Genomic DNA, 21,369 nt, shown 5'->3' on the forward strand with positions numbered 1-21,369 from the left:
CTGGAAGGTCTGGCACATGGCAGTGACTTCAAAGGACTGCTCGTTTTCTTCGATAAAGGCAAACCTCATTGATTTTCCTTCGCAAAAAAAACGGTGGCTTTTTTTAAAATATCCCGTTCCATTTTAAGACGGCGATTCTCTTCGCGTAATCGCTTCAGTTCTGCTTTTTCATCTTCCGTCAGCGAAGGCGATTCTTTGTCCTGGGGCATGAATTTCTCTTTCCATTTACGAATCTGGCTGGCGTGGACTCCCAGGCTCCGGGCAGCTGCAGCGAGTGAATAGCCCTCTTGAGTCACCAGACGCACCGCATCCAGCTTGAATTCCTCGGAATAAACGCGTCGTGATACCTTAGATTTTGACGACGATGATTTAGCATTTTTGGACATACTGAACTCCTCTCAGAGAGTATACACTCTCAGGCAGGCGCCCACTATTCCTGGGGAAGTCCAATACATCGCTTCGCACTGATCTTCATAAAGTTCCAGCAACTCGGGAAAATTATTTGCTTCTGTTTTGATGGAAGATAATTTTCCATGAAAATCTGTAAATCGAAATCGTTGTGCAATCTCTTCGCTGAAAAATAAGATTTTGCTTGCATCAAAATCTGGATGAACATCCTTTATGAATCGGCGATCAGGGTTTGCAAAACGCTCTTCCAAAAGCCGATGAACGTAACAAACACCTGTTAATAATATTTTATCAGTTCTTTGCAAATGCCATTGATTGCTCGACATCATTCAATCCTTTGCGAAATTATCTAGGGCGAGTCAATAGACTAAAATTTTAAGCTTATTGACGTCATTTATATGTGAATGCAGAAAATGATGCCGGTATTAAAATCTCTCAGCAGTAATGAGATCGCCCGAAGATGGGCGAGCCGAATTCTACCGGTTCGTTGGAATAAACTACTTGTGTCGCATTAAAATCAATAATGAATCAAGCAATCGGGTATTGCTGCATTCAATTTCATCACTCCCTCTTCCGTGACTTTAGTTTCTAACAACCATAAAAGAGTTAGTCTGGTCAGTTCTTTAAGATGCACAAGTCCTGCATCACTGATGTCGGTCATCGCAAGGGACAATATCGTGAGATTGTTCAGCTCTTTAAGATACACAAGTCCTGCGTCACTGACTTTGGTGGACCCAAGGTCCAATGTGGTCAGATTGGTCAGCTCTTTAAGATACACAAGTCCTGCGTCACTGATGTTGGTGCCTCGAAGGTTCAATGTGGTCAGATTGTTCAGCCCTTTGAGATGCACAAGTCCTGCGTCACTGATGTCGGTGTGTCGAAGGTCCAATGTGGTCAGATTGGTCAGCTCTTTAAGATGTACAAGTCCTACGTCACTGATGGTGCTGCCAGAAAAATAGACTCGTATGATATTGCCCGTGTCATCACTAATAATTATTCCTCCAAGTGCCTTGATCGAGTCGGTAGCTGGTTCATCCGTCTTTCCACACCCGCTACACAACAGAAGAAAAATAAAAGACATGAAAACACTGTAATTGTTCATTGAGGTAAAATTCTTCATTGAATGCCATTCTGATGAAATATGAGATGTTCCAAACAAAGAAGCTCAAACTCAATTCTGGAATTCGAACACCGCATTGTCAATGATACTATTTCTAAGTAATTGTCATTAACCCCCACACTTACCACATGCTTTTCCATCATCAGGTCCACAAATTCGACCACGCTTGGTATTCTTAAAATATTCGCGGTTTTAATTGTGCCTCACTTTGGATGTGACATGCCCCCTTTAACCGAATCCAGAGCTTGATATACAATTCAGGTTTCTTGACCTTGCCCCCAATCTTGAGCCAGTTGGAATATTAGAAATCTAATGTATTCATGCCCGGCGCGCCGGGCATGTTTTTTCGCAAACTTCACTGGTGACTGAAGCCCATCCGTTGTACGTGGAATTTTCGGTATGCTCTGTTGCAAACGGGCACTTTGGCTTTTGGTTTTGTTTGAATAGTCCGACTTCGAATGTCTTTATTTGTATTACTTGGCGTTGTATCTCTTTTTTGCTGTCTTTCGGGCTTCGCTACACTGTTTTGCGGTCAAATTGTTCTCGTAAGGAAAAAACCAATAGGTCGTCCCTTGGGCCATCAAATTGTCTTTGTCTTTCTCGTGTTCTAGTCCTAATGCGTGACCTATCTCATGCGCCATTAATTCTGGTTTACCGGTCAGGATAGCGACGGGATCAGAGCCAATCTTATAAGCTACTCCCTGCGGGTCACCGCCAAATCCATAGCCTCCCCAATCCCAAAAATCTGGCACAAAATGTACATCTAATACTTCGGGTGTGTTGTATTTCGTAAGAATCTTGTGCTCCCGGGGAAAGCCGGGTGCGACACTTTATATTGGCAGATCGCGTCTATAGCCACCAGCATTCTTTTTTGTATCCGTGAGCGTTCCAGACCAATCAAATTTGATGCAGCATTTTTTGAAGATTTTGTTGGCCATTTCTACAGAAGCAGATGCATGTTCTTTTTCGGCTGCACCATTCCAACGCCATACTTTCAACGGCACTGATAATGTATTTGCATAGCCAGGATTATCACAGCACGAATAGAATCCTACTCCCCTTCCACATTTTGAAAATGGCACTGATTTTTCTTCCGTACCACAACCCTTTGGCCGCACAGAGTAGTGGGTGATGGTTCCTCCCCCTCCGAAGGATGGATTGGCAATAGGGTCCCAGTCATAATTACCTTCTATGGTTTGACACCATTTACAACACTGACAAACCATCCCGCTCGGATCCACACCATTCGGTATAAAGTAAGCCAGATACAAACCGAAACCATCAACAAACCCTAACGGATCAGTGCTGAGCCATCTTCCGATGGTTGGTTCGTAGACTCTGGCTCGGATGTAGTAGCTTTCCAACTCTGTATCGTAGTAGTAGCCCACGTTTCCGGTCCATCTGAACGGGTTAGTGGTTGTGCCGGTGGTTGTGAGTTGGTTGCCCCAGGCGTCGTACAGGTAACTGTCCGTAATCGTTTCCGAGCTGTTCGTCAGATCGCGTGTGGAACCCAGTGCATCGAAATGATACCAATTCGTGGTGCTGCTGCGACGTTGACTAACCAGATAACCAAATTCAAATGGGTCATTCGTGTAAACGACTTGTGTAACATTAAAATCATCGGTTTCCAGCAGTACATTATCGCTTTCGACATCCCAAATGAAGTTATTCTTATAGCTAACTGTTTCTTTGGAAGTCCGACGATTTTCTGGATTGTAAGTCATTGTTACCAGTGCATTGGTAGGGGCCTCATAAACAGTAGGCTGATTTTCATAATTCCAGGTCGTCGTAGTGCGATTCATGCTTGGTTCAAGAACCACTTGCTGATTTCCTGCCGCATCAAACGTATAAGTCGTTCTCCCAGCTGCATCAATCTGAACCGTTAACTGGTTCGCCACATCGTATTCAAAGCGTGTCAGCACGGTATCTTTTTCGTTTTTGATCCGATTGCCGGACACATCGTAGGTAAAGGTCGCACTGTAGGAAGTGGTTCCCGTGCGATGCGTGCTGGTGAGTTGATTCGTTGCATCATAGCTATAAGTCGTGCGAGAATTGTCCGCTTCTATGATCGACACACGATTCCCGGCAGCATCGTAAGTGTAACCAAAACTGTCTATCACTGAATTGTCTGACTTGCGATGTACTAGATTGACAACCTGACTGTTTGCATCATAGCTAAACGACGTTCGTGTCAGATTAGCTCGCAGAATGCCCACACGTCGATTCTGCTCATCGTACGAGTAGGTAGTACGATCATTCTGCGGATTGACCAGAGTGATTAATAAATTGTCCGGATTGTAAGAGTAGGTAAACCGGCCACTGTCTGGATCAATCATGGTCGAACGATTTCCCTCAGCATTATAACTATATGTTATCGTCTTACTGGCAGGATCGGTCACAGAGACTCTCTTGGAAATAGCGTCGTAAACGGTAGTGTAACGCCCCGTACTATCTTCCATTGTAGTCATCTGATTGAGCGAGTCAAAAACAAAGGTTGCTCGAGAACTATCGGGATACGCGCGCCCCGTTAAATTATCGTTTGCATCATAGGAGTACGTCGTCCGAAAACCACGTGGATCAATTCGTAATGTCTGGCGACCCGCGGCGTCATAAGCAGATGTTGTGATACGATTTAACGGGTCTTCCTGCTCGGTTTCCCGATTGGCTGCATCATACACGAACGTGTTGCGATTTCTCACCAAAGAATATCATTCTGTCGAGGCACTCTGTTTTGAGTGAGCGAAAGAGTCGCTTAATGCAAGAATTCAGATTGGGGGACCTTGGAGATAAGACAATCGACTTAGTATCTGACTGGCTTAAGATCATTTGAAACGACTCACAATAAATCGTGTCTCGATCCATGATCAATTGTCGTTTCGCGCCAAGTTTCTCTTTGAGCACCTGATTTTCGATTCGCAAATATTCGATTACTTCTTGTTGGTGCTGGTTAGCCTAACCAACGATCATATAACAGAACAAGTGCCAAGATTGCAGAATGATACTCATAGATGGCCTCATTGTATGAGAATGATTTCAGTCTCTCTCACGATTAGGAAAAGTCGCGATGACATCAACTCTGTTTTTGCATCCAACACAAATAATAGAGTCAGCAATTATGATCTGCACACGGTTGTATCGGCTGGACAATACCTGCGGCTTTCAATAATTGATACAACTTCCTAACAAGAATTCGTAGTAATACGCTACGATAATTCTAGATACAATTTAGTGGGACATTTTGAGAACACAGGTTCTAATTTTTCGAACTGGTATGTTGGCACCGAATCACTTTATAGTCATTTGCTGCATTGAAAACTGTGTCAGTCCAGTCAAATCCGTTGTGGTTGTAGCGAATCTGCATCCCGCGGACCGAACCCGTTTTGAGCGCAGTGAAGGCATCATCCAGATTGAGCTGGGGTTCATCAGCATACAAAGTCTCGCCCCCTTTTATTTGAATTGACTCAATCTTTGTGAACTCTTTCAAATCGCTTAGAAAACTGGCAAGTTGCTCTTCTCCAAAAATCATTTCCCGCATTTCAGGAATAGGAGGACCATCTTCAAAGAGATTATGTGTTGTAGAATCCATGTCATCTTTTTTTCATTGAGAGTGGAAGAGGCTAGTCGTTCGTTTCTGATGCTTGTTGACCCTGATCACGATTTTTGTTGATGAGACTATGCAGGGTGACAAACGAATGTTGATCCAGTGTCGCAGAGGGAGCGTGGCATTGCAAACAGTTTGTGAACCAGGGATGCGTTGTTCTCAATCCAGGGCGAGTGAGTAAGCCGTGACAACTCATACAATCTTCTCGCATGAAAGTCGCGTGTGGTACTCTTGGCGGGGCAGTCGGATGTGCACGTAGACCAGGGCCAGGACGAGCAACTCCCACAAATAGATTCACCGCATCCACCGATGGAGCATCGAACGGACCTTTGTTCTCCTTGGGCACATGGCATTGTACGCAGTTAGCAAAACGAGGGTGACTCATTTTACTCGCAATTTTCTGACCGATCTGAACTCCTTCTCCATGACAAACTAGACACTTTTCTGCCCTGACATCGGCAATCAGATGTGGGATAGTCGGAGGAGCACCTTCAAACGCCCTGTTTTTCACTCGATCTAAGATTGCCTGAGATTTCATTTCTGGTTTTTTAATCACGGGATCAAAAATCCCCGGCTTCTGCTGCTTTAACTGTGAGAAGTGCATTGCCAGTTTTGGGTTCTTCTTGAAATCTGCCGTGGTAATATCAGAGTAAGAAACGATGAGAGGAACCGCTTCCTCACTTTTGGATAGGTGATTCTGTGTGGGGTGTTCTTTCCAAGAGGCGCGCACCGGCTCCTGCTGTTCGGAAATTCCCAAGATAAAGCCGACCAAAACACAGCCTGTCAGGAACACCCCGATTAAAATGGGAAGTCGGCTGTTGTTTTGGTTTTGAGTTGAAGATTCACGTTCATTCATCGGTTCGTTCACTTCTTTACCCAACCTTACTGATCCGTACGGCACATTTTTTGTAATCGGGCTGTTTACTGATAGGACAATGCGCTTCCAGAGTCAGCTGATTGATGAGCAGATTTTCATCAAAGAACGGTACAAAGAGATGTCCGGGAGGACAGCTTGCCCGCCCATCAATCCATGCATTCAATTGCAATTCGCCCCGCCGCGTTTCCAACCTGACCTTATCTCCTGTGCGTATTCCGAGTTTCCGGGCGTCATCTTTGTTGACTTCAACATAGGCGCTGGGCATGGCTTTGCGAAGCGGTGGCACCCGCATCGTCATTGTCCCCGAATGCCAGTGTTCCAGAACTCTGCCTGTATCCAACCAAAAAGGATATTCGTCGTCAGGCATCTCTGGTGGTGGGACATAGGGACGGAAGAAGATCATTGCCCTGTCGTCTCCCGTAGTGGAATGATAGAACTGGAATTTTTTCCCCTTTTCAACAAACGGGTCGGAGCCTTCTACAAACCGGTAGGCGGTATCCTTCCAGACTCCGTTTTTGTCTTGCGTCACTGGCCAGCGCATGCCGCGCGCTTTGACGAGTTCCTGATATGGGGCCACATTTTTATGTTTGATGGTCGTAAACTGTCGATACTCTTCAAAGAGAAATTCATCGACGTTGTAGTCGTAATATTTTTCCCAATCCCAGACAGGAACGGTCTTTCCATTTTTATCTTCAAAATGAAACAGGAACGAACCATCTTTTTTCTTCATCCCCGCAAAACCATCCAAAAACAATTGGTGTGCGACTGCCAATGTCTGCCAGCAGTCGTCACGGGCCTCTCCAGGTGGCTGGACCATCTTGAACCATTGTTGAGTGCGGCGTTCTGAATTCCCAAAAACCCCATTTTTTTCGACCCACATAGCAGAGGGAAGAATCAGGTCAGCCAGCTTTGTAGTTGCAGTCGGGTAGACGTCTGAAACAATGAGAAACTTATTTTTCTGTTTTTCCTTCGGATCAAACAGCTTGTGCAAGTTGGGAAGTGTCTGGCCAGGATTCGTTACCTGGACCCAGATCGTGTCGAGCGAATCTTTTTCTTCTGTTGGAGAGCAGAATTTTTCCCACATCTTAACGGTGTGGTAACCCGGCTTGGGATTGATTCGTCCTTCAGGCAGTCCCCACAATTCCTCCGCCTTCGCTGCATGTTCCGGTTTGGCGACGAGTAAACCTCCCGGCAAGGCATGTGCCAGTGTTCCCACTTCACGGACCGTTCCGCAGGCAGAAGGCTGCCCCGTCAGACTTTGAGGTCCATCGCCGGGTTTTCCCCAGTGACCACTTAGGAGATGAATGGCATGCACGAGATTATTAATTGCGGTTCCCTGTGTGTGCTGATTCATGCCCATACACCACAGACTGGTGATTTTGATATCCGGATTACCGAACAATTTTCCAAGCCAGAGCAATTCTTCTACAGAGAGACCGCTGACTTTGGAAACTTTTTCGGGAGTATATTCTGCAACGAGAGCCTGGTACTCATCAAATGAAATCGGCACCCCCTTCAGTGAAGCAGGTCCATCAGGGCCACGAAAGTTGCAGTATTTCTCAACGAACTCGCGCGAATAGGTTTTATTCGCAATCAACTGATTGGCAATGCAGTTTGCGATCGCCATGTCTGACTGAGGTTGCATCATTAAAACATGGTCTGCCATCTGGCTCGTTCGAGTCCATCGCGTTGTCATGTCGACCAGAGAAATTTTTTCGCCGCGTATTTTCCGATCCATGTACCTGCTAAACAGAATCGGATGCATTTCTGAAAGATTATTCCCCCACAGAATCACACAATCCGCATGATCCAGGTCGCTGAAACCATTATACGGTTCGTCAACCCCGTATGTCCCGATATATCCCGTTACGGCTGACGCCATACAAAGACGGGCATTCGGGTCGATCATATTATTGGCAATTCCCGCCTTGATGAACTTGTTCGCGACGTAGCCTTCCGGGATGGTCCACTGCCCTGACCCATAGATGGCGAACTTTTCAGGCGCCTCGAGGATACGATCGGAAATAATCTGAATTGCTTTGTCCCAGGAGATAGGCTCCAATTTGCCGTTCACCCGCAGTAGAGGTTTCGTTAATCGATCCTCACCATACAGAATCATCCCGACATGGTAGCCTTTTACACAAAGCAGTCCTTTGTTGACGTCTGCTTTGCGGTCTCCCGTCACCGCAACCACTTTGCCATCCTTAACACCGACTTGAACATGGCATCCCGTTCCACAAAATCGACAAGGGGCTTTGTTCCACTCCACATCTTGCAGGACGGGCAGCGCATCGCCCCCCGGAGTCGTCGAAGCTGACTTCGCGACTCCAGCAGCAAGAGCTGTCGCTGCAGCCATCGCAGTTGACTTGAGGAAAAAACGTCGGTCTGCTTGCTGATTCTTCATGAAACAGTCACTCCTGGGATTCCACTTCTTGACATTCGACGGGATTCAAATCTTCAAAACTCACAAACGCGACCTCAACCTTGAGCACTCCCGGAAATTGAGAGATCCTATAAAACCATTCTCGTGAGTCAGATTCGTCCTCAGCTTCGAGAACAATCGGGATTTTACAACCATGCCTTTGCCCGACTTCAATGCAGGAAATCCCTGCAAGTAGTTCTTCAATGGAACTGATTCCAGCGACATTATCATCGAGCGTAATAACCATACTGCTGATCTTCATGGTGAGATCCTCTCTGGAGAGAACTTGTTTGTTGCGTAAAGTTATCGACATCTTCCAGACAATTCAAGAAATAAAACTCTTTAATTCTTGATTCGGTTTGATAATTTCTATATCCTCTGCCGACATGAATGATTAAGAGTATTTTTTTGACGTATTTCAACGCGAAGGGAAGGGTTTCAGATGAACGTGTCGGCTGGAAAAATGCTCTTCATCGTGGGGCTTTTTAGTATTTCCGCATTTGCAGTACAAATGTTTGCCAGTGTAGAAAATAGCGAAGAAATCGCAATTCATCCCAAGGCCGATGACGCACCTTTGTTTCCAGTGAAGATCAATCCCGCGAATCAATTGGTAGAAATCCCAACAGACCGGAAAGATGCCAACGGGAATCCGGTTCTTGTTTCCTGTCAGTCGTGCCACGGTGTACGTAACCCCAATCCCAAAAATGGATCAACAGGGCCTTTGGTATCATTCCATCAGGACCTGAGCTTTGTGCACGGAAAACTAGTTTGTATTTCATGCCATAACCCGGAAGGATCTTATTCTGACTTTCGACTGGCCTCAGGAGAGAGCATCAAACCAGAGGACGTCATGCAGTTATGTGCTCAGTGTCACGGGCCCCAGTTTCGTGATTATCAACATGGTTCGCATGGCGGAATGACAGGCCATTGGGATTTGCGAAAAGGAATGCGGCAGCGAAATCATTGCGTCAATTGCCACGATCCGCACAAGCCAGCCTTCCCTTTATTCCGTCCTGCTGCAGGACCGAATGATCGTTTTCCTCCCCATCATCCAAAGGGAACTCATGAGTGATTCAAAGGCTTCGTTGCCAATTATTGACCATCCAGAAGTGAATCGACGACGATTTCTGAAAACCGCCGGGGCCACATTGGGATTAGCCGCCTGGGCCGCAGCAATGAAGCCGCTGCTGGAGCTGACTCCAGAAGTAAACGCAGATGAGTTCTTGCAGAAACATTACCGTGAGCTGACTCCCGAGCAGAAAGCGGTCGTATTTAAGCGGCTCGAAGAAGAAACCAAGGAAGAATACAATGCGGATGTGACGATCTCTGACCCTCAACCAATGGATAATGTTCTCTTTGGATATGCCCTGAATTTGAGTGCCTGTATTGGGTGCAGAAAATGTGCAGAAGCATGCCATATTGAGAACAATCACGATCGAGCATCGAATAATTCCTATATACGTGTCTTTGAGATGGACATGGGGGGAATCGATTTTGAAAAAGGGAATGCTAACTACGACCACCCCGTTCCTGCGCCAGGGAAATATTACATGCCGGTCCAGTGTCAGCAATGTGAAAATGCACCTTGTGTCACCGCGTGCCCCATTGAAGCAACCTGGAAAGAGAAAGATGGCATTGTCGTCGTCGATTATAACTGGTGCATCGGATGTCGCTATTGCGAAGCAGCCTGCCCTTACCATGCACGTCGATTCAATTGGGAAAAACCAGAAATTCCCGCTGAAGAAGTGAACCCGAATCAATCTTATCTATCCAACCGGATTCGCCCTCAAGGGGTCATGGAAAAGTGTACTTTCTGCTTACACAGAACCCGTGAAGGACGATTGCCCGCTTGCCTGGAAGCATGCCCCACTGGTGCCCGCGTATTCGGAAACTTGTTGGACCCGGACTCAGAAATCCGTTGGGTCATTGAAAATAAAAGAACCTTCGTGCTGAAAGAAGAGTTGGGGACCAGACCTCGCTTTTTCTATTACTTCGATGAATAAAGTTGTTGTTGAATAAAACCTGAATGCCTGATGAATAAGATCTCGATCAAACAGAATGGGAGTTCGTACCGTGGTTGAGGCCCAGAATCCACCTTCCCCTGCCCCTCAAAATACTTCGGTTGTACTGAGCTATCTTGGTTTCCTAAGACGTGCCACAGGAGTTGCCACCGATGGGAAATGGTACTTTTATGTGTGGATGATTATCTTGTTTGGGATTGCGCTTGTGGGGGCAAACGCGTGGGCACAACAAGTTCGCGATGGAATGATCGTGACAAACATGTCAGATCATGTGAGTTGGGGGCTCTATATCGCCAACTTCACATTCTGTGTCGGCCTGGCGGCCGGGGGAGTCATGATGGTGATTCCCGCATACCTCTATGATGACGAAGAGATGCATCAGGTTGTCATCATCGGCGAGGCGGTTGCCATCGCTGCGATTCTAATGAGTACCCTCAGTGTAGTTGTCGATTTAGGGCGTCCTGATCGCTTTTGGCATTTGATTCCCGGCATCGGCAAGTTTAACTGGCCTCTTTCCATGCTGACCTGGGACATCATTGTCCTCAATGGATATCTGTTGATCAATCTGCATATCGTAGGGTACTTACTCTACATGCGATACCTGGGACGCAAGCCGAACCCCAAGTGGTATGTTCCGTTTGTATTTCTTTCCATTTTCTGGGCAATCAGCATTCACACCATCACTGCATTCTTATATTGCGGTTTGGGAGGCCGTCCATTCTGGAATACTGCTTTACTCGCCCCTCGTTTTCTTGCCTCTGCGTTTGTCAGCGGGCCGGCATTTATTATCCTATCAATGCGTGTGATGCGCCTGTTAACCGACTTTCATTTTTCGCCCAAACCTGCCAACACCTTGATTCGAATTATACGTGTGTCAATGTGTGTGAACCTTCTGATGCTGCTCAGCGAAATCTTCACACTCTTTTATACCGGTGGTTCTCATGCATCCTCAGCACAATACCTCTTTTTCGGATCCCATGGAGCGAACGGACTTGTCCCCTGGATATGGACGTCGATGTTTTTAAATATCGCTGGCGCCTGCCTCTTTTTTACTCCTGCAGCACTACGCCGTGAAAATACGCGAATTGTTGCTTGCCTGTTTTGCATCGTTGGAATCTGGATTGAAAAAGGGATGGGGTTGATTATTCCCGGATTTATTCCTTCGACGCTCCATGAAGTTGTGGAATATTCCCCCAGTCTCATAGAATGGAAAGTGACAGCTGGAATCTGGGCCTTTGGTCTTCTGGTTCTGACCTTGCTCTTGAAACTGATTGCATCAGTTTTTACTTATGATTCATCCCGAACAATGACCACGGACCAAAATACTGATCTGGATGAAACCAATACCACATCCAGTCCGGTTGAGACGATTTCATGACACCATACGGGAAGACTGCCCAAAACGCGATTGCCGCTATGAGCTTGATGGCAGAGGTCTATCATGATGATCCACCTATCCGTCTGAGTTCTTTGCAAATTGCAGAAAAGCGAAGCCTGATGAAGCCCGTTGTAGCCAAAGTATTAACGGTACTTTCGCAAGCAGGTCTGGTTACAGGAGCCCCCGGCCCGAATGGGGGATATCGACTGGCGATGCCACCTGAAATGATTTCGTTGTTCGACATTTCTATTCAATTTGATCGCCTTGAGGAATCATTAAATTGTCCTTTCGGAAAAGAGTGGTGTGGAAACGGGCCACAGTGCCCGCTCCATGATGATCTGAAAGCACTCCGCGAAAACACGAATCGATTTCTTCAAGAGAATACGCTCGCCCTCTTCCAGACAAACAAAGAAGAGTCATCGTAAATCGTTGATTCCGTATGGTCAAAGTTTCAGCCACGCGATAAACCCTTAGATGATTTGGCTTTCTACGCAGTTGATACTATCGCCCCTGAGGAGGAACAACATCAGCAAAGCGTGGTTAAAGCGAATACAGTCTTCGGAACCGGGGGCCTAATGCCCACTTCCTGCTGAATAAATCAGACTTGACAGCGTCACGCCCTCTGAAATGATGGTGCATTACCTGTGTCGCGCGCGAGAAAAGTACTGGTTCAGGTGAAACGTCGGAACGTCTAAAAATATCAGCACCATAAAACCCACTCATCTCAGCCAGATTTTCATAACCACTGCTCGCCCGCACCTCAGTTATCGATTGACTTCGCACGACATCGCAGCCACTTCGATTGATTTCATAATGACTTCGTAGCATATCACTGCCCATTCGAATGACGAAAGAAGTCGCTTCCCCTGGACTCTCCCACGCCCCCAACAACATTCCTCGGTACAGATTTAATTGTTTCATGTGAGTCTCAGCTTAAACGTGGGATCAAACATTGGGTTGCCTTGAATGCCACTTTGACAAACGGCAGACAAAGCCTACCAGATATCACCGGCAATCTCTTAGATGAACAACCTGCACCGTCACGGGAAGAGTTACCCCGTACCATCGGATAGATCGCAAGCGTACCGGGGAAGCAAACCACTAGTGGAGTGTCATTTTTAATTTTGGGTTGATAGATATCACGGGAGTGCGACAACGGAGCACGTAAACAACACCCCCAACCCTCAATTTCCAGCTTGAAAAAGCACTCGCCTGACAATCCCTTTCTCCTGGTTCTTACAGAGCAGATTCCTCTTCCACTTCACCCCGCCCCACAGTGCTTACATAGTGCTCACACAGACACTTTCTGTGTCACAAATATCGAATTTTGTCCTTGATCGAATTGCGCTCCTGAATATGTTTTGCACAACAATAAAGTGTATTTGATATTCAATTACCCCTACGAACACGTCGGCAAAAACACATAGGGAACATTGTTTTAAAGAGCATCGTTCACATTCAATTAGAGATCACTGAAATACAGTCAAACAAAACACGATACACGTCAAAATAAAAACACACACTTAAAATCACAACCACATCAAGGAAGAGCATGAGCCCTAAACCAACAAGCACAGAGTGGCAGAAAGACGTTTCTAACACCGTCCAAGTGACCTTAAACGGCGCAACAAGCGACCAATCACTGTTCAACAAAGACTATGAATTGAAACTTCTCTATTGCTACTCCAAAAGCTGCTCTTGGGAACTTATATTCCCCGCCGCAAATGGATTGTCCAAGGCCATCTTTGTTGCCACTCAAAACAAGGACGGCTCATTTGAAGCCTGGTTTAAATTCGAAGGAAACACTCAAGGACCTGAGTGGACCGCACTAGGCATTCAAGGACTCTATAATACGATCAAGCTGTTTTTAAACCCGGACTTCCCAGCAGACCCTTCGGTCTCCGAGGGCTGGCCAAATGAAATTCAGGTCACATTTTTGCCTTTGAGTTCGGAGAAGAGAGCATTCTACATTGCCCCTGAACTGAATGCCGAACAAACTGCAATAATGTCGTACATCGAAAACTCAGGATCTGGTTCAGGATCTGGCTCTGGATCCGAGAGTTCAACTTCGACATCTTCCGAATCTGGAAATTCTTCTACTTCCGCTGACTCCGAATCTTCTAGCTCCGATGCTCCAGGAGGTTCCTCATCATCTGACTCTGTCGGCAGTGGTGGTAGCGGAGGCAGCGGCGGAAGTGGAGGCAGCGGTGGCAGTGACGGTGGTGACAGCAGTTCCAGCGGTGCAGAACCTGACACTCCCGTCCCCAGAACGGAAGTGGCCGGTTGCGGCGATTTTTCTGACGACCCCATTCGCTACGTCGACGGGCAAATTCAGATGCAGGCCGTCGATGTGGCCAGCCAGGGATTTGGTCAATACTGGGCACACGAACGAAGCTACTCTAACCAGTTGGCGTACAGCGTCAACATGGGAAATGGTTATAACTGGTGCCTGCCTTACCTGTCCCAAATCATCAGCATCACCACCACCAAATATGCGCTGGTGGGTAATATGAACAATGTGATCTATTTCGAAAAAGACCTTGAGACGGGTCTGTTTACTGCTCTTAATGGAAACCTGGAACAACTCACTTACGATGATATGAATCAGGTCTTTTATCTACTATCTCCAGACGGCACTTATCGTGAATTCAATGGCTCTAGTGAGACCGACTCTTTTGGAAAACTAATCTACTCCCGCAGTCCGGGAGGAAATGAATCAACGGTTGTCAGGACCCCTTCTAATTTTAGTGTGGAACGAGTGATTTCAATTCCGTCAGGAACGTTTACCCAACGCTTCTCTTATACCACGGAAAGTGAAGGAGTTTATGCCGGACTGATCACTTCATGTTTTCTACAAGTCATTGATTCGTCCGAAAACGTGACGAAGATCGCAAAATCGAACTATACCTACTACGACGGGAGTTCAGACAAGGGCTCTTTAAAAGACTTAAAAACAGTTTCAATTCAAACTTGGGACGAAGACACAAGTGCATGGATCGACCAGGGTACCACTTACTACCGGTACTATAAAAACAATGAATCTGAAGGGTTTGAACACGGCCTCAAGTATGTCACCCTGCCCGGTTCCTACGCGCAAATGGTCAGCGACAGCATCGACCCACTCACGGCATCGAATACCACAATCGCCCAGTATGCTGACAATTATTTCGAGTATGACACTTCACAAAGAGTCGTACTGGAGCGAAATAAAGGGGGCGCCTTAACCTTTACTTTCGGCTATAGCGAAAACTCTGCCGCAAGCTCGTCAACCAGTGGAGGCTCACCAACTTATAATCCCAATTCCTGGGAGAATAAAACCGTTCAAACCCTACCCGATTCCAGTCAGAAAATCCTGTATTTCAATGGCGTGGGGCAAACGATGCTTGAAGTCAAGAAATCGGGAGATGACGAGTGGTGCTGGTTCAAAAAATATGACACGAACGGGCGGGCCATTCTGCACGCAGAACCCTCGGCGATCTCTGGCTATGACGAACAGTACCCGGACCTTCTGCACTATTCCGCTGGCAGTTACCAATACCTGTATAACAGCGAAGGCCTGATTCATCTTTATGACTATTACACTACTACCGGATCGGGAGCCGCAGCAGGCTATCCTTCTTTCACAAAAATACAGCATGGTCAAAGTGGCACGCCCCTTAATCTCAGTAAAACCGAATACACGTCCCATTCGGCAAACGGGAGCACCATTTACCTGCCCTCCAAAGAAATCGCCTACCCGGACGAATCCAATCAGTCGACAACAATCGAATCCAGTTATTCCTACACATTCCATACAGGAACTTTACAGGTAAAACAAAAGACAACCACACTCCCCGTCATTTCCACATCCCAGAACGGATCAGGGACTGCCAACACCAGAGTGGAAGTCTATGACACAGAAGGCAATCTGACCTGGGCCAAAGATGAACTTGGCTTCATTACCAAAATGGTCTACGACAATTTAACCGGCGGACTACTCCAACTGATCGAAGACGTCGACACGACCCAACAATCTGACGAACCTGCCGGCTGGGTCACTCCCTCAGGTGGGGGAAAGAATCTGGTCACTGATTATGAATTAGACGACCAGGGGCGAGCCACTCAGGTTCTCAAACCCGAACACACAATCGACCTCAATGGCCAATCCACGACCATTCGCACTGCGATCTGGTATGTCTACAAATCCAACACAAGTGATAATCAGACCTGGCAAGCAACCGGCTACCAGTCAGGCCCGTCGAACAACTATCAATACACCCTGATCAATCCGGTAATAATTACGAAGACAGACAAATACGGCAACACACTCGAAAGCATCCAGGCCACACGCAGTTCGAGCAGTGGAAAACTACTTCCCACCGATTCGTTCCCGCAGCCCTCTTATGTCAGCTGGATTACCCGTCAGTACACGGGCTGTTGTCTGCTCGAATCTGATCGCGTCTATCATTTAATTCCGACATCAGGCATCGGCTCGTCGGGAACAAACTACGATCAGTCCAGTTATGGCTACGACAATATGCAGCGGCAAAACCGCAGCACTTCGCCGGGTGGCACGATCTCCTTTACGGTCTTTGATATTCGCAATAACCCTTATCAGGTTTATGTGGGCACCGACGATACAGGAGCCACTCAACAAGATCCCACAGGTGGTGGAGCGATTGGCAACAACATGGTGCTGGTTTCACAGAATCAATATGACAACGGCGCCGATGGGGGCGATAATAATCTGACCACTCAAACCCTATCTGTCGACTCGTCAGAGACGCGTATCACCGCATTCAGCTACGACTGGCGTGACCGCCTCGTTGAAACGGATGGCGAGATTGACGCGTTCCAGAAACAATACTACGACAACCTGAACCGCGTCATCAAAGTAGAGCAGTACCATACAACCTCAGCAGGGGTTTTACTGGGCCGCGCTGAAAGTAAATATGATGATCTGAGCCGCGTCTATCAGACCATTCAGTATGCCGTAGATCCGTCTACCGGGACCGTAGGCAATAGCCTCGTCAACAACACCTGGTACGATGCTACAGGCAAAGCACTAAAACAGCTCCCCGCCGGATCAGACCTCTTTACGAAAATGGAGTACGATAGCCTCGGACGGTTGACAGCGAGCTATACCGGCTATGATCTGGATGAAACCAGTTATGCCGACGCTGGAACCGTTACCGGCGATACGATCCTGGAACAGTCAGAATCGATCTATGATGATGCCAATAATATCATCGAGAGCATCACACGGATGCGTTATCACGATGCCCCAGATAGCCAGACAGGCGCACTTCTAGATCCGAGTTCTGCTCCCAAAGCGCGGGTCACCTACATGGCGAATTACCCAGATGCCATTGGACGTGTAATCGCTACTTCAGACTACGGAACCAATGGGGGAACCAGTCTATCGCGTTCCAGTACAATACCCACACGCAACGATACGGTGCTGGTCACAACCACGGCCTTTGATTCTGCAGGACGCGTTTATCAACTGATTGATCCTGCTGCGATGGAATCACGCAAGGAGTATGACGATGCCGGGCGGGCCATTAAAGTGATCGAAAATTACCAGGCTCCTGTGTCTTCCAGTTCCAGTAACTCGTCGGGCGCTGATCCTTCGGATGATACCAACCGCACAATATTGACCACCTATACGCCCGATGGTTCCATCGCCACTCTGACCGCAGAAAACTCAGAAACAGGAAACCAGGTAACCACTTACACCTATGGGACAACGTTAAGTGATTCCGAAATTGCCAGCAGTACCTTGCTGCGAACAGAGACCTATCCTGATTCCGTGGACGGAACCGATGTGGTTACTTACGCCTACAACCGGCAGGGACAGACCATTGAAAGAACGGATCAACTCGGAACGATTCATGAAGTCGACTATGATAAACTGGGCCGAACAACACAGGATCGTGTCACAACGCTGGGGACTGGCGTCGATGGAGCCGTGCGTCGCATCGGGCTGACCTATGATGAACGCGGTCTCAACTCTGAACTCAGCAGCTATGACAATGCCACAGTAGGACAGGGAACACTAGTTAACGAGGTTCAGTTTGCTTATAATGATTTCAGGCAGGCCATTACCAGTTATCAGTCGCATACGGGAGAGGTGAATGTGAGCACCAGCCCCAAGGTTCAAACCAATTTTGCTAATGGCAGTGACAACACGATTCGTCCCGCCAGCCTGACTTATCCCGATGGTCGCGTGCTGTCTTACAGCTATGGTTCTTCGGAGAGTATTGACGATGCCACCAGCCGCGTGGCAGCGATTGTGGACAGCGATCTCAGTGCCACCCACCTAGCCGAATATTCCTACCTCGGCATGCGCAGCCCGGTTATTGCCGATGATACCGAACCCGATGTCAAATACACGCTGGTCGGCACAGCAGGAGGCAACGATCCAGATACCGGAGATATTTATCGTGGCCTGGATCGCTTCGGTCGGATCAAAGAGTCCCTCTGGTATGACTACGGTGCAACAGCAGACAAAGCCAACATTCAGTATGGCTACGACCGAGCCTCCAATCGGACCTGGCGGTATAACCTCCTGGATACAACCCACAGCTTTGATGAATTCTATGCCTATGATGGTCTGCAGCGTTTAAAAGAAACGGATCGCGGCACGCTGAATGGGCCAAAGACGGGAATCGATACACTCAAGTTCGCTCAATCCTGGTCACTCGACGAAACAGGAAACTGGAAAGGTTTCCAGCAGGATGATACCGGTAACGGAACCTGGGATCTGGAGCAAACCCGTACCAGTAACACAGTCAATGAAATCACCGACATTACCGAGACCGCTGGTTCGAGTTGGATCACTCCCGCGTACAACAAAGCGGGCAATATGACGACGATCCCTCAACCCGCTGATCTGACAGCCGGTTTTACCGCGACTTACGATGCCTGGAGTCGGCTGGTAAAAATTATGGACAGCAGCAACACGGTTGCCGAATATGCCTATGATGGCCGCAACTTTCGGATCATCCAGAAATCCTACGTCAGCGGTTCCCTGGATGAAACCCGACATCTTTACTACACCGATTCCTGGCAAACCATCGAAGAACGCATCGACAGCGAAACCAGTCCCGAACGCCAGTTCGTCTGGGGAATGCGCTACATTGATGACCTAGTTCTTCGCGACCGCGATACCACCAGCAACGGCACACTGGATGAACGGCTCTACGCGTTACAGGACGGCAACTGGAATGTCACAGCGGTCTGTGATGAAAACGGTGATGTCCAGGAACGCTATGCCTACGACAGTTATGGCAGTCCTACGTTTTTAACACCCAGCTTTGGTTCTCGCAGCAGCTCTAGCTTCGACTGGGAAATTCTTTACGGAGGTTATCTTTGGGAAACAGCGACGGAACTGTTTCATGTACGTAATCGTGTGTATCATTCGCCCTTAGGATGTTGGATTCAACGTGATCCGGTTGGATATAGAGATGCTTTTAACTTGTATGTTTATGAATCTAGTAAGCCGCTTGTATTTTTGGATCCCTCAGGCACACAAAGTTTTATGCCTAATTGGAATCCTTATCAAAAATATGCTGAAGACTTCGCTAGGCATTATAAGCAAGATTCTGAAATGGTATCTGCTCCAAATGTGATAACTTATGGAGCAGTGCCTAATCCAGAGTTATTATATCAGGGAGTCAAAAATTTCGTAAATGAATACGGCTCTCCGAGAGAACGGAGGGCTTTTGAAGAAACCGAAAAGCTTATGTTTGGTCCGCAAGCAGATCCTAAATATTACGACGATACTGGTAAATATTTTGGTCCTGTTTACGGCACTCCACCTATTATGGGTGCCGGGTTTAAGGGGAGAGGTTGTCGGACCTGGAAGAGACGACCAGAAGGAACTCGGCTTAAAAAAGTTGGCAATTACTGGATTAAAGAAGTAGATCCAAACGCATCACGATTTATGCAATGGTGGGGGAGAGGATCATTAAAAACACAGGTACGTGCTCTAGATAAACTTGGAGATATGGCCCCATCGCATCTATTTAGAAATGGAAAGCTGATAATGCGTGATGCGGGAACTTTTAACGGATCAACCAAAAACTTTCTTAAAATTTGGGCAAGCGGTTCTTATAGATTAAAGACGCCATTCAATGATATCCGACCACGCAATATTGGTTCCAATGGATTGATCTTTGACCCTGCTCTTCATCCAATTCAACAAGGAGTTTATTGGACGGGTGCGGGAGCTGTTACATTCGGTGGTGGAGCCTGGATTTATTATGAGGCACAATCAGATGAGTAATCCTTTTTCGTTTCCATTACTTCTAATTGCTGGTGGAATCGCTTGGAACATTGCATGTGTTTTCTTGGCTTGGCTGCTTTCTCGGAAGCTGAAATATTCACCACCTTCTTCTTTTTGGCTGCAACAAGCTGGGTGGATTGGTTTTGCAATTTCTATAATTGCTGCTTTTGCGTATTATTTCATGAGTAGCTGAGACACAAAAAAAGATGACGAATGTAATACAATAAACACTTCAGACACAATAAGGGGTCTGGTCTCACTTCTAGTGGACCTGGCCCCTTATTTCTTCCTACGGTGCTTCCGCCGACAAAGCGAATATTCAATACGGCTACGATCGCGTTTCCAATCGAACCTGGCGATCGAATCCCCTGGATACAACCCACAGTTTCGATGAATTCTACACCTATGATGGTCTGCAGCGTTTAAAAGAAACGGATCGCGGCACGCTGAATGGGCCAAAGACGGGAATCGATACACTCAAGTTCGCTCAATCCTGGTCACTCGACGAAACAGGAAACTGGAAAGGTTTCCAGCAGGATGATACCGGTAACGGAACCTGGGATCTGGAGCAAACCCGTACCAGTAACACAGTCAATGAAATCACCGACATTACCGAGACCGCTGGTTCGAGTTGGATCACTCCCGCGTACAATAAAGCGGGCAACATGACCACCATCCCGCAACCCGCTGATCCGACAACCAGTTTCACCGCGACCTACGATGCCTGGAATCGCCTTGTAAAACTTACAGATGGCAGCGATACGATTGCAGAATATGCCTATGATGGTCGCAACTATCGGATCATCCAGAAATCCTTTGTCAGCGGATCACTGGATGAAACCCGTCATCTTTATTATACCGATTCCTGGCAGGCCCTCGAAGAACGCATCGACAGCGAAACCAGTCCCGAACGCCAGTTCGTCTGGGGAATGCGCTACATTGATGACTTAGTTCTTCGCGATCGCGATACGACCGGCAACGGCATACTGGATGAACGACTTTACGCGTTACAGGACGGCAACTGGAATGTCACGGCGATCTGCGATGAAAACGGCGATGTTCAGGAACGCTATGCGTATGATAGTTACGGGTTGGCATGCTCCCCATTTTCCGTCCCATTTCATCGCGGATAGGACAGCGATCTGCATCCAAGAGTTGGTCTAGAGAAGAAAATGGAGATGAAGTTAATCCGCAATATAGTGCTAATACGTCTCCCTCTCTGCTGAATACCGAGACCTTACTTGATCTTGCAACAAGGCTGGATATACCTGAA

General features: G+C 47.3%; 16 protein-coding genes. 7 read left to right on the forward strand and 9 right to left on the reverse strand.

Annotation, left to right across the window (positions count from 1 at the left end; translation table 11 throughout):
- Positions 1-65: 65 nt before the first annotated feature.
- The 9 genes from AAC022_RS19820 to AAC022_RS19860 all read right to left on the reverse strand — a co-directional run bounded on the left by AAC022_RS19820 (position 66) and on the right by AAC022_RS19860 (position 8,690).
- Positions 66-386: a transposase gene (locus AAC022_RS19820; protein WP_339733770.1), complete on the reverse strand. Its 321-nt coding sequence runs from the start codon at positions 384-386 to the stop codon at positions 66-68.
- 12 nt (positions 387-398) lie between these two features.
- Positions 399-737 (reverse strand): hypothetical protein, encoded by a 339-nt coding sequence (locus AAC022_RS19825; RefSeq protein ID WP_339733772.1) that lies wholly within the window; start codon positions 735-737, stop codon positions 399-401.
- Positions 738-925: 188 nt separating this feature from the next.
- Positions 926-1,528 carry a leucine-rich repeat domain-containing protein gene (locus tag AAC022_RS19830; RefSeq protein WP_339733773.1) on the reverse strand — a complete coding sequence of 201 codons (603 nt, stop codon included), beginning with the start codon at positions 1,526-1,528 and terminating at the stop codon, positions 926-928.
- Positions 1,529-2,001: 473 nt separating this feature from the next.
- Positions 2,002-2,280 (reverse strand): matrixin family metalloprotease, encoded by a 279-nt coding sequence (locus AAC022_RS19835; RefSeq protein ID WP_339733774.1) that lies wholly within the window; start codon positions 2,278-2,280, stop codon positions 2,002-2,004.
- 78 nt (positions 2,281-2,358) lie between these two features.
- Positions 2,359-4,227 carry an RHS repeat-associated core domain-containing protein gene (locus AAC022_RS19840; protein ID WP_339733776.1) on the reverse strand — a complete coding sequence of 623 codons (1,869 nt, stop codon included), beginning with the start codon at positions 4,225-4,227 and terminating at the stop codon, positions 2,359-2,361.
- A 554-nt stretch (positions 4,228-4,781) separates the two neighbouring features.
- Positions 4,782-5,114 (reverse strand): hypothetical protein, encoded by a 333-nt coding sequence (locus tag AAC022_RS19845; RefSeq protein ID WP_339733777.1) that lies wholly within the window; start codon positions 5,112-5,114, stop codon positions 4,782-4,784.
- A 31-nt stretch (positions 5,115-5,145) separates the two neighbouring features.
- Entirely contained in the window at positions 5,146-5,985 is an 840-nt protein-coding gene (locus AAC022_RS19850) for a hypothetical protein (RefSeq protein WP_339733779.1), read from the reverse strand.
- 16 nt (positions 5,986-6,001) lie between these two features.
- Entirely contained in the window at positions 6,002-8,410 is a 2,409-nt protein-coding gene (locus AAC022_RS19855) for a molybdopterin-dependent oxidoreductase (protein ID WP_339733781.1), read from the reverse strand.
- A gap of 7 nt (positions 8,411-8,417) precedes the next feature.
- Positions 8,418-8,690, reverse strand: coding sequence for a hypothetical protein (locus tag AAC022_RS19860; RefSeq protein ID WP_339733783.1), 273 nt, complete (start codon positions 8,688-8,690; stop codon positions 8,418-8,420).
- A 180-nt stretch (positions 8,691-8,870) separates the two neighbouring features.
- Here AAC022_RS19860 and AAC022_RS19865 point away from each other — a divergent pair, with 180 nt between their 5' ends.
- The 7 genes from AAC022_RS19865 to AAC022_RS19895 all read left to right on the forward strand — a co-directional run bounded on the left by AAC022_RS19865 (position 8,871) and on the right by AAC022_RS19895 (position 21,229).
- On the forward strand, positions 8,871-9,500 hold the full coding sequence (locus AAC022_RS19865; protein WP_339733784.1) for a cytochrome c3 family protein: 630 nt from the start codon (positions 8,871-8,873) through the stop codon (positions 9,498-9,500).
- Positions 9,493-10,431, forward strand: coding sequence for a 4Fe-4S dicluster domain-containing protein (locus AAC022_RS19870; protein ID WP_339733785.1), 939 nt, complete (start codon positions 9,493-9,495; stop codon positions 10,429-10,431). Before AAC022_RS19865 ends, AAC022_RS19870 begins: the two co-directional genes overlap by 8 nt.
- A gap of 70 nt (positions 10,432-10,501) precedes the next feature.
- Entirely contained in the window at positions 10,502-11,827 is a 1,326-nt protein-coding gene (dsrP, locus tag AAC022_RS19875; protein ID WP_339733787.1) for a sulfate reduction electron transfer complex DsrMKJOP subunit DsrP, read from the forward strand.
- Positions 11,824-12,252 carry an Rrf2 family transcriptional regulator gene (locus AAC022_RS19880; RefSeq protein WP_339733788.1) on the forward strand — a complete coding sequence of 143 codons (429 nt, stop codon included), beginning with the start codon at positions 11,824-11,826 and terminating at the stop codon, positions 12,250-12,252. The genes dsrP and AAC022_RS19880 overlap by 4 nt, the downstream gene beginning before the upstream one ends.
- Before the next feature lie 1,127 nt (positions 12,253-13,379).
- Positions 13,380-20,096: an RHS repeat-associated core domain-containing protein gene (locus AAC022_RS19885; RefSeq protein WP_339733789.1), complete on the forward strand. Its 6,717-nt coding sequence runs from the start codon at positions 13,380-13,382 to the stop codon at positions 20,094-20,096.
- A complete protein-coding gene (locus AAC022_RS19890; RefSeq protein ID WP_339733791.1) occupies positions 20,089-20,289 on the forward strand; it encodes a hypothetical protein in 201 nt (66 codons plus the stop codon). The genes AAC022_RS19885 and AAC022_RS19890 overlap by 8 nt, the downstream gene beginning before the upstream one ends.
- 472 nt (positions 20,290-20,761) lie before the next feature.
- Complete coding sequence (locus AAC022_RS19895; protein ID WP_339733792.1) at positions 20,762-21,229, forward strand: hypothetical protein; 468 nt, start codon at positions 20,762-20,764, stop codon at positions 21,227-21,229.
- The last annotated feature ends 140 nt before the right edge of the window (positions 21,230-21,369 follow it).

It is taken from the genome of uncultured Gimesia sp., assembly GCF_963976445.1.
Lineage (GTDB): Bacteria > Planctomycetota > Planctomycetia > Planctomycetales > Planctomycetaceae > Gimesia.